This is a genomic window from Arsukibacterium perlucidum DSM 18276 (assembly GCF_000382165.1).
GTDB classification, from domain to species: domain Bacteria; phylum Pseudomonadota; class Gammaproteobacteria; order Enterobacterales; family Alteromonadaceae; genus Alishewanella; species Alishewanella perlucidum.
The window spans coordinates 23,671-34,467 of record NZ_KB907719.1 but is presented as its reverse complement, the minus strand read 5'-3'; the positions used below and the strand labels follow the sequence as shown (position 1 = coordinate 34,467).

Here is a 10,797-nt window from a genome sequence, read left to right as displayed (position 1 = left end):
AAGTCGCCAGTTTTACTGGGGCAATGCCGGGCCTTTAATGGTGATATAGTCGACCATACTCTGTTGGATTGCTGCTTGTAAATCATTGGTCAGGGGCTGGCGGGCTAATTCGTAGTCACAGCGTAACCCGGTAATGGCATACACCTGGTTACGGCCATGAACTTTACTTAAATACAGCGCCATATCAGCAATTTGCAGCGCCCGCTCCCAGTCAAGCTCGGTTTCATCAATACCGGCGAACGGCAAATGAATAAAACCGCCACTGGCGCTGACCGGGATCAGTTTGTCTTCGCACGCCACCGGCTCACTGGCAATCACTTCAAGAATACGCTGACAAAAACCAGCTACCTGCTCAGGTTGAATATTATCTAGGTATAATAAAAACTCTTCGCCACCCCAGCGGATCACTAAATCCTGCTCTCGGCAAACCGCAATTAAACGGGCGCTGAGTTGTTTCAGTACTTCATCACCAGCGGCGTGGCCATAGCTGTCATTAATTTTTTTGAAATAGTCGACATCCAGCAGTAAAAAGCCGTTGGCATGAGTATTGTTATCACTTATCCGCCGGCCAAATTTGGAGCGGCGCTGCATATTGTCCTGCAACGCGCGGCGGTTAAATAAACCCGTTAGTGGGTCACGTAATGACTGATATTCCAGTTGTTTGTTAGCTTCCCGTAACTTGCGGTTCGACTGGCGCACTTTACGATACAATTGATACAGCATTATGGCAGCAAAAATAAGTACTAACGAAAACAGGGCAGTGAGTTGTTGTTGCAGCTTTTGATTGTCCAGTAACTGGGCTTTTAAGTTGTTTTCCTGTTCTAAAATGGTAATCAGCTGGGTTTTTGCTTTGGTATCATAGCGGTTTTGTAGCTCACTGATGCTTTTTTCCCGCGCACTGGTTAAAATTTCTGCCCGCAGCTGCAGTTGTTGCTGTAATGTCTGGGCTTGCAACTGATATTTGCCAGCAGCCTCATAGGCTTTAGCTACCCATTCCAACGTTGATTCATAGCCGGATTTGGTATCGTTATTTTTAAAATATTCCAGTGCTGTCAGCATTTTGGCCAGGCCACTGTCATGCTGGCCTTCCATCACCTCTATATAAGCGAGGTTAAAAGTAATAAGCTGATTGCTGAATTCATCGTTTAATATCTTTGCTTGTTCAGCCGCCTGGTGCAAGGCCTGTTTAGCTGCAGCGTAGTTAGCCAACTGGATATAAATAGAGCCAAGATTATTCTGGAATGTCAGCTCAACACCAGGTTGGTCAATCTCTTTTGCTGCGGCAAGCCCAAGTTGGTTAATGGCAATAGCGGCGTCTAAATCTTTTTGTTCAGCAACAATAAAACCGAGCATTACGTAAAGCTCTGGCAAAAACTGCTTATACTGATATTTCTTAGCATCCGCAATCAGCTCTTCAGTCAGCACTCTGGCTTCCGGCCATTTTTTTAGCTCGCTGTATACCTGCGCTATAGAAAAATTTAAAAAAGCACGGCGGCGCAGGGTAAACTGATTGTCGGTTTCAATTACAGCATCCAGTGCGTCGGTATATTGCTGTAAGGCCCGTTCGTACTGGCTATCGGCCTGAAATAGCCCTCCGAGTATATTATGAACATAGTAGCGTACCCGCGGGACATCAGCCTGAGTTGCCATTAATTCAAGTCGATCAGCTTTTAATACCGCCGCAGATAACAATTGCTGATATAACATAAACTGGATTTCAGTTGCGTAGATTTCAGCTAAGGCATTGGGGTCATCGGTTTGTTCAATTAATGCCAGCAGCTCAGAAAGTAATGCATCAGCCTGTAATTGCTGCTTCAGATAAAGTAATGAAGTGGCCTGATAAGATAACAGCCGCACCTTGCTGGCAAGCGGAATATCAGCATCCGGGTTGATGTAATAACGTTGGTACAGCTCGTCGAGAAATTTACCGGCCTGATCAAAATCATCCCGGGTTAAGACAATATATTGATCAAGTTCTTGCTCAAGCTGTTGGTCAGTTTGCTGTTGGGCAATGACTGTGCCCGGGCTCAGGCATAATAAAATTAACAACGCGGCAAAAAGACGGATCAATGACAAGCTTTTTAAAGCTGAAATCAGATACATGCGCCGGTTCCAGTCAACATAATTAGATTGAAGATAGCTTATTTTGCAAACAATTACAGCTGTTAATTTGTGTTCTATAAAGATTCAGTCTGTATATTTTCAGTTGCTTAGGGTTATTAGCAGCTGATTAAAGCTATAATAACAACAGTGTTGTTTAACCTTGGCAAAATGGTTTGCCCTGAGTTTTCTGGAAGTGTTATGAGTGCCCTTGAATACCTGTTTATTATGTTGCTGCTGGTAGCTGCCAGTTCGTTTTTTTCGGTTTCTGAAATAGCGCTGGCGGCATCCCGCAAAATGCGTTTGCGGATGATGGCGACGCAGGGCGATGTCAGTGCTGAAAAAGTGCTGATGCTGCAGGAACACCCCGGTAACTTTTTTACTGTAGTGCAAATTGGTCTGAATGCTGTGGCAATTCTGGGGGGTATTCTAGGTGAATCGGCTTTTACTCCTTATTTTTCCTCGATACTTGCCCTGTTTACTGATGCGAGCTGGCTGCCGGTTGCCGCTTTTGTGTTATCGGTATTTTTTGTTACGTCGTTATTTATTTTATTTGCCGATTTAATGCCTAAGCGGCTGGCAATGATTGCGCCTGAAAAAATCGCAGTGAAAATCGTCCAGCCTATGCTACTGCTGATTTTGCTGTTAAAACCTCTGGTCTGGCTGTTTAATGGCCTGGCCAATTTATTTTTCAGCTTGTTTAATGTGCCGACGATGCGCAAAGATGATATTACGCCCGATGATATTATGGCGATGATGGATGCCGGCGCTCAGGCCGGGGTGTTGCAGCAACATGAGCATCAGCTATTGGAAAATGTGTTTGATATGGAATCGCGCACCGTGACCTCTGCGATGACAGCGCGGGAGAGCCTGATTTTTTTCACCAATAATGAGTCGCAGGACAATATTAAAGCAAAAATTGCTGAGCACCCGCACGCCAAGTTTATTGTTTGTGACGAAGTGCTGGACCGGGTAGTGGGCTATGTTGATACCCGCGATATTTTGATGCAGGTGTTGCATGACCAGCCAATTTCACTGAAAAAAGAGGGCATAGTGCGCTCACCGCTGATTATTCCTGATACTTTGTCGTTGTATGAGGCACTGGAGCATTTTAAATCTACCGGGGTCGACTTTGCCATTATTATGAATGAATACGCCTTAGTGGTGGGTATTATCACCTTAAAAGATGTGATGAGTATCGTGATGGGGGAGCTGGTTAGTTCAGAAGAAGAACAGATAGTAAAACGCGATGCTAATTCCTGGCTGGTGGAAGGGTTAACGCCGCTGGCCGACGTAATGCGGGTGCTGGATATCGACAGTTTTCCAAATCCGGAGAATTATGAAACCATTGCCGGTTTTATGATGTTTACTCTGCGTAAGATCCCCAAGCGCACTGACTTTGTGTTACACGGCGGCTATAAATTTGAAGTGGTTGATATCGACAGCTATAAAATCGACCAGTTGCTGGTTACCCGGATTGATAAACAGGATGCATAGGCAGGCCGTGACAGCCAGGCTTTAAGTGGCAGGCTGTTACAGACTATTTAATTGCTGGTGTCAGCTTGATTGCTGCTTTCAGGGGCATTTTCTTTAGTGGCCTGCTCAGCCAGTTCTAACATTTTTTGGCTGAAAGTTTCCAAACCGGCCATCACTTTGGCGTAAGTCTGGTCAATGCCGTCTTCAACCTCACCTTCGTACACTTTTAACCCTTTCAGAATATCTTTGGCATCAGCAAAGCCTTTTTCAATGCCGCCGCCAATTACTGCGAAGAAGTTATCCAGTTGCTCTTGTTCAGTGCGGTCGGGGTTAAGTTCTTTATAGCGGCTGTAAAAGCTGGTGGCAAAAGCAATAATTCGTTCGGCGGTTGCCTCAGGCGAGGTATCGACACCTGAGTCATAGATTTTCTGCGCTGCGTTCTCGCCCAATACCGGCTCCAGCTCGGCATTAATCCCTTCCAGCGCCGTTTTATACAGCAAGCTTAGCGAGTCGTTGTTGCTGCTAAGCGACACCTGCTCGTTGGCTTTTAAAATTGCCACGTTCTGCGCCTGACGGGCTTTTGCTGCACTGCTTTCAATGCCCTTATTGTCAACCGCGCGCTTGTTGTCCTGCGCGGCTTGGTTTTGCTGGGCGTTAGCCGTTTGAGTGCTTTTTTTAGCCACAATACTGGCGGTGTTAGGTGTAATAGCCATAACAATGACCTCTTGTTGCTCTCGCCAGCATTACTGGCAGTTAATTAAATTATAGCTTAGCTAAATTATTTCTTCGTAATGGTATCGGCGGGCTTGGTGGAAACTTTAGGCTTATGTTGCATAAAAAAACGGCGCCTTGGTTAAAGGGCGCCGTTTTCAGTTATTGCCGGTAAAACTGAGGTTTAACCAGGGTGTTGCTCGGCCGCCACCACAGGGTTTTTAGTGGTGATCGAGTCGAGGCCATGACCTCCCGGTCCTTGCTCGGTGCGCCACAGTTTGTAAGAGAAATACAAACCTAACGATGCCAGTGCGGTGTAGAACCACATACCAGGGGTATAACCATCAATATTTTCAGGCCCCGCCAGATAAACATCATTCAGGTAGCCGACGGTCAGTGGCACTATCGCCCAGCCAATTTGCTGGCAGAACGTCATCAGGGCATAGGCACTGCCAAGCCGGCGGCTATCGACTATGTAGGCGACAGAGGGCCACATCACCGCAGGAATTAGCGAGAACACCATACCCAGCAGCAAAATAACCAGCAGCAGAGTAAGCGGCACCACGGCGCTGCCAATAAAGGGGATCATCACATTAACGTCTGGCCCGGCAGGCAAATAGGTAACCATTAAAAACAGCGGTAGCATCACCAGCGAGCCCGCGGCCATAAACAGCGCCCGTTTACCCACCCGGTCTACCCACAGCCCGAATAAGGGGGTGGCAATAATGGCAGCTACCGGTAACAGGCTGCTTAAAATGCCGGCAGCTTCACGGTCCAGGCCATGAGCCTGCTGAAAGTAATCAATTGCAAAACTGCGAAACGGGAATACTGTGGCATAAAACACTACACAAAGCGCTACTATGTACCAGTAGGAGGCGCTAAACGAATACAGGCTTTTAAATTCCAGTTTATCGGTGCTGTCTGCTACGCCTAAATCGTAGCGGCCTTCGGCCCGGCGTTCTAAAATCCAGTACAAAATAGCAGCAGTAACCGAGATGCCGGCAACGGCAGTCGCCAGCCATAACGGGTCTTGCCAGTTTACATAAAGCGGGCTGGCAAAGCCGGTAGACCAGTCGGCGGAGGCTGAGCCCAACCGCGAGATAGATAAGTTGATGCCAAAGGCAAAGCTCAGCTCTTTACCTTTAAACCATTTAGCCAGCACCGTGGTAGCGGCGACAATCAGTGGCTCAGCTCCCAGGCCCAGCATAAAGCGGCCGGCAAACATAGTTTCGAAATTAGGGCTGAACGCTGTTACCGCAGCCGCGACCAGACAAATTAAGGCAAACAGGGTAATGGCTTTTTTGGTGCCCCAGCGGTCGATGATATAACCACCGAGCAGCAGCACACATAAAGCCGCAATATTATATGCTGTGGATAACCAGCCTATTTGCTGATAACTGAAATCACGTTGTTCACGCAGTAAATCGACAATCGGCCACAGCGAGTCGTAAATATAATAGTTACCAAACATTGCCAGGCTGACGAACAACAATACCATCCAGCGGTAAAATGATGATGGTTGCGGCAAAGCCGACATGGGCGGTGAAATAGTGGAAGTACTCATGCAGGTTGCGTCTCGTTATTAGTCAGTGCCGGAGCACCGTAGAATTATGACGCCGTCCACTCTAACCGAGGCACCACCGCTTAGCAATAACTTAACAAAGTCACGGGATTTTTAATCTGAGGTTGGTTGCAGAAACTGCCCACTGTGCCACTGGCGCCGCAGAACCAGGGCCAAACTAATGCTGCGCAGCAGCATAAATACCGCCAGCGCTGCCCACAGTGCATGGTTTTGCCAGCTTTGCAGCAGGAAGAAACTGCCGGCAAAACCCAGCAGGGCAATAATCATACTGTTGCGCAGGGTTTTGCCCTGAGTAGCACCAATAAATACCCCATCCAGAAAATAAGCCCAGCAGGCCAGTAGCGGCAGTAAAATCATCCAGCCCAGATAAAGTGCAGCATGCTGCTGCACCTCAGGTAATGATGTGAGTAAACTGACAAAGTGATTACCCAAAAAGCCATAACCGGCACTGAATACCATAGCCAGCAACAAGCACCATAGCGCCAGCAGGCCAAGAGTATTGCCGAGCAGGCGGCTATCCCCTGCACCTATGGCTTTACCTACCAGGCTCTCGGCTGCATAAGCCAGGCCGTCCATGGCATAGGACACAAGCATTAAAAAGCTCAGCAATACGGCGTTAGCGGCAACAGTATTATCGCCATAGGCGGCACCTTGAAAGGCAATAAACACAAAAACACTTTGCAGGCACACACTACGCAAAAAAATATCACGGTTTAGCGCAAATAAGCGCTTGAGCCCAGCCAGCTTACTAAGCTGGTTTAGCATAGTTGCCAGTAAATCCGTCGCTGCCAGGCTGCGTAGCAGCAAATAGCCACCAAGCAGCAGGCCGCCGTAATCAGCCACCACTGATGCCGCAGCAATGCCGGCAACCTGCCAGCCAAAACCCAGCACAAATACTAAGTCGAGGATGATATTGATTAAGTTGGTAACGATCAGCATCCACATCGGATAGCGGGCATTTTGCCGGCCTAAAAACCAGCCCATTAATACCAGATTGAGTAAGGTTGCCGGGGCGCTCCAGATCCGGATAGCAAAGTAAAGCTGCGCTTGTTGGTTTACCTGGCTACTGGCGTCACTAAAGCTAAAGGCCAGCCGGGCCAGTGGCCATTGCAATATTAACAACAGCGCAGCCAGTAGCAGCGCGACTAACAAGCTCTGGCTTAAACAGCGTAGCTGACCTGCGTTATCATTGGCACCATAAGCCTGAGCCGTCAGGCCGGTGGTGCTCATCCGTAAAAAGCCCAGCAGAAAAAACAGCAGACTGATTAAACTGGAACCGAGCGCTACACCACCCAGATACCAGGCATGTTCTAAATGACCACTGACTGCAGTATCGACCAGTGCTAGCAGCGGTACTGACAAATTAGACAGCACCATTGGCAGGGCGATAGCAGCCACTTTTTTTTGTAGCGGGGCATTTAAAAATAATGACAGCAAGCCGGGACCTTTCTGATTTAAACCAGCGCTATGATACACCGCTTATGGTGCGATGCCACCGGGTAAGTTGCCCTGATACCAGCTCGTCAGCGCCAGGTAAAGCCAGTATACTGTGGCTTTGCCAACAGCGGATCCCGCATTGTGATTGAGTATAAATCGGCCGCGTTTTATCGTAGTTGTTTTGCGCTGTGTCTGGCCGCCATAGTGGTATTTGCCAATTTGCATTTACTGCAACCGCTGTTGCCGCAGCTTAGCCGGGATTTTCAGTTAAGCCCGCTGCAAGCCAGCCTGAGCTATACCATTGCTACACTGGGGTTGGGCCTGTCTTTACTGGTTTATGCTTCGTTATCTGATGCCTGGGGCCGCAAATCCTTATTGCTGGTAACCATGCTGGGCATGACCGTCAGTACCCTGGCGCTGACTCAGGTTGAAAGCTTCGGCGCCCTGTTATGCTGGCGGGCGGTGCAGGGCATTTGCCTCGGCGGTTTACCGGCCATCGCTATTGCCTGGATGGGCGAGGAATATTCCACGCCGGCACTGGTGACTGCCGTTGGTTATTATATCAGTGCTAATTCGCTGGGCGGTATTGGTGGCCGTTTACTGGCCGGTGGCCTGGCCGATCTGGGGCACTGGCAATGGGTATTCTGGCCCATGGCGCTGTTAAGTGCGCTGAGTTGCTACTTTATCTGGCGTTATCTGCCGCAATCTCATCAGTTTAATCGCCAGCCGTTCCGGCTTCGGCAAGCCCTCAGTAACCATGGCTATCATCTGCGCCAGCCGCTGTTGCTGTTAACCTACCTGATTGGCGGCCTGAATTTTCTGGTGTTTTTAAATCAGTACACTTTTATCAGTTTTGTGCTGGCGGCGCCGCCATACCTGCTAAGCAGCAGTATGCTGGGGTTGCTGTTTCTTACCTATTTCAGCGGTACTGTCGGTTCAGCTTTATCTGCAAAAATTGCCCGGCGCATGTCAGCACCATTGGCAATGGCCCTGGGCATTGTGCTGATGATGCTGGGCAGTCTGGTAACCCTGAATAGCCAGCTGCCACTGATTGTCAGTGGTTTTTTTATCAGTGCTTTTGGCTTTTTCCTGTGCCACTCACTGGCCAGCAGTTGGGTGAACCAACATGCTAAGCACGCTAAAGCCAGTGCCAGTGCGCTGTACCTGGTGTTTTATTATGTCGGCGCCAGTATTGGCAGTATTTATCTGCAACCGTTCTGGCAATGGTCCGGCTGGTCGGGTGTGGTACTGGCTTCCCTGCTGATGTATAGCCTTACCTTAAGTCTGGCATGGTGGTTGTGGCGCCACAGTAGCCGTTAATTTCAAAATAATAACTGTGGTATTTAAACCTTTCCCGCCAGGCTTACGACTAATCTGCTAATACTGATAAAAATTGAATATTAAACCCAGACAAAGGGCAGTTATGGCAATGGAGCTGGCGCAGGTAATTGCAGCCGCAAAACAAGGCGACAAACAAGCATATTACCAGCTTTATCAGCAGTATATCGGCCGGGTGTATGCTATTTGCTGGCGGCTGCTGGCCAATAAGCAACTGGCTGAAGATGCCAGTCAGGAGATCTTTGTCAAGGTTTGGCAGCAACTGCCGGCTTTTCGTGGTGACAGTAGTTTTGCCACCTGGCTGCATAGCGTAGCTACCCGCACCGCTATTGATCACTGGCGTCAGCAAAAGTATCTGCGGCTGACTGACAGCAATGATCAGCAGTTAGCCGAGCCGGAGCAGCCGGTCGGGCAGACAGCGCAAACTGTCGCCTGCAGTGGCGAGATGGCAGTGTTGGAGCAGGCCATTTTACGCTTACCGGCACAGGCCCGGGCGGTATTTGTATTGTTTGCGCTGGAAGGCTACCAGCATCAGGAAATTGCCGGTTTATTAAATATTGCCGAGGGCAGTTCTAAAGCCCAGTACCACCGGGCCAGACAATTGCTTCAGGAGTGGTTAGCCGATGAATGAACAGCAACTTGAATTAGCGCTGCAGCGGCTTGATAGCGATATCCAGCCAGGGCGTGATTTATGGCCGGATATAGAGTCACGGCTGGGCGCTCAGCAAAATGAGCACTGCGTTGGAATTGGGCCTGATGTTACGGTTGTCTCGCAAAGTAACAGGCCCGCCTGGCTCGGATTGGCCAGTGCAGCGGCAGTGGTATTGGTAGCTTTAATGGGTTGGCAGTTGGCTGTGTTACCGTCGCCAGCTCAACGTACTGCCGCTCTGCCGTCGGCAGAGTTGATGTTACTGCAGGTGTACGAGCAGCAAAAAGCCCGGCAGCTTAGCCAAATAGCGGCAATTGCTGAGGGTTATGACAACTGGCAGCAGCAATTATCCAGCTGGGATCAGGCCATCGCTCAGGTGCGCCTGGCTCTGCAAATTTATCCGGATGAACCGCGGCTGTTAGCGCAGCTGCAACAGTTATACCAACAGCAACTGGCGTACATCGAACGCGCCACCTTGCAACAACCATTATTAAAGAGTTAGACACTTAAGGAGTATTACATGCAAAAAGTTACCCGATTCGGCTTATCCGGCTTGATCAGCGCAGCATTGCTAAGCATTAGTTTGCTGGCCTGGGCTGATTCAAGAGAGGTGGTGAATGAGAGCCATAACGTCAGTGCAAATGAAAAAATATATATTGAAGTGATGAGTGGCGAAATTAGCATTAAGGCCGTGCCGGCCAGTAAGTTTACTGTTAAAGGAAAACTGGATAGCAAAGCCACCGGTTATATGCTGGACACGAAAGACGGTTTCAGCCGCTTTGAAATGACCATGCCACGTCAGGTAAATTACAGCGGTAAAGATAAAGACAATATGGCACAACTCAGTTTCGAAGTACCGGTCGGTAGCAGCATTGAGTTTAAAGGCGTTAATGGCAATGTCGAGGTTACCGGTATCCATGGCAGTAGTGAGATCAGTACCGTCAATGGCAGGATCAGCGCTGATGACTTACGTACAACTGTTAAGCTGCATACCGTTAACGGCGAAATAAAGGTTAACGGCGCTCGTGGTCAGATTGAGCTTAATTCAGTTAATGGTGAAATTGACGATAAAGGCTCCAGCGGCCGACTGCGTTATGAAGTGGTTAACGGCAAAATTAACGGCCAGAGCAGTGCAGAAGAAGTCAGTATCAGCACCGTAAATGGTGATGCGAAACTGGAACTTGATGGCACTAAGCAGCTGAAGCTCAGTACGGTAAATGGCGAAATTAAAGCTAAACTGCGCGGTGCTACCAGCCCACGAGTCAGCGGTAGCAGCGTCAGCGGCGATATTGAATTAAAGCTGGAAAACAACACCAGCGCCCGCATTGACTTACGGGCATCAGCGGGTGGCAGCATTGCCAATAAGCTTAGCAATGACAAAGCCAGTAAGGCCAAATATGGCCCGGCTCGCAGCTTGCAGTTTACCCTGGGTAGTGCTGAGGGTAGTGTCGAAATTACCACTGTCAGTGGCGATATTAAGCTGGATAAGTTGTAATCAATAATT

Annotated in this window: 9 protein-coding genes; 5 read left to right on the top strand and 4 right to left on the bottom strand. The window is 48.9% G+C overall.

Translation table 11 applies throughout. From position 1 onward, the window contains the following. Positions 1-12: 12 nt before the first annotated feature. Positions 13-2,103, bottom strand: a complete 2,091-nt coding sequence (locus H141_RS0113515; RefSeq protein ID WP_019676813.1) for a tetratricopeptide repeat-containing diguanylate cyclase — start codon at positions 2,101-2,103, stop codon at positions 13-15. A gap of 198 nt (positions 2,104-2,301) precedes the next feature. Here H141_RS0113515 and paeA point away from each other — a divergent pair, with 198 nt between their 5' ends. After that, entirely contained in the window at positions 2,302-3,597 is a 1,296-nt protein-coding gene (paeA, locus tag H141_RS0113510) for a polyamine export protein PaeA (RefSeq protein ID WP_019676812.1), read from the top strand. Between the two features lie 47 nt (positions 3,598-3,644). On the opposite strand, the gene H141_RS0113505 is transcribed toward paeA, so the two are convergent. From H141_RS0113505 to dinF, 3 genes are all read right to left on the bottom strand, one after another. Next, positions 3,645-4,289, bottom strand: a complete 645-nt coding sequence (locus H141_RS0113505; RefSeq protein WP_019676811.1) for a DUF5610 domain-containing protein — start codon at positions 4,287-4,289, stop codon at positions 3,645-3,647. Between the two features lie 182 nt (positions 4,290-4,471). After that, positions 4,472-5,851, bottom strand: coding sequence for an MFS transporter (locus H141_RS20285; protein ID WP_205620396.1), 1,380 nt, complete (start codon positions 5,849-5,851; stop codon positions 4,472-4,474). Between the two features lie 111 nt (positions 5,852-5,962). Then, positions 5,963-7,306 (bottom strand): MATE family efflux transporter DinF, encoded by a 1,344-nt coding sequence (dinF, locus tag H141_RS0113495; protein ID WP_026349457.1) that lies wholly within the window; start codon positions 7,304-7,306, stop codon positions 5,963-5,965. A 141-nt stretch (positions 7,307-7,447) separates the two neighbouring features. Between dinF and H141_RS0113490 the strand changes: the two genes are divergently transcribed. The 4 genes from H141_RS0113490 (at position 7,448) to H141_RS0113475 (ending at position 10,788) form a co-directional block, all read left to right on the top strand. Continuing rightward, positions 7,448-8,626 carry an MFS transporter gene (locus tag H141_RS0113490; protein WP_019676808.1) on the top strand — a complete coding sequence of 393 codons (1,179 nt, stop codon included), beginning with the start codon at positions 7,448-7,450 and terminating at the stop codon, positions 8,624-8,626. 103 nt (positions 8,627-8,729) lie between these two features. Beyond that, positions 8,730-9,275, top strand: a complete 546-nt coding sequence (locus H141_RS0113485; protein WP_019676807.1) for an RNA polymerase sigma factor — start codon at positions 8,730-8,732, stop codon at positions 9,273-9,275. Further along, the gene (locus H141_RS0113480) at positions 9,268-9,795 is read left to right on the top strand and encodes a hypothetical protein (protein WP_019676806.1); all 528 of its coding nucleotides are present in this window, start codon (positions 9,268-9,270) and stop codon (positions 9,793-9,795) included. Before H141_RS0113485 ends, H141_RS0113480 begins: the two co-directional genes overlap by 8 nt. Positions 9,796-9,813: 18 nt before the next feature. Then, positions 9,814-10,788 carry a DUF4097 family beta strand repeat-containing protein gene (locus tag H141_RS0113475; protein ID WP_019676805.1) on the top strand — a complete coding sequence of 325 codons (975 nt, stop codon included), beginning with the start codon at positions 9,814-9,816 and terminating at the stop codon, positions 10,786-10,788. The last annotated feature ends 9 nt before the right edge of the window (positions 10,789-10,797 follow it).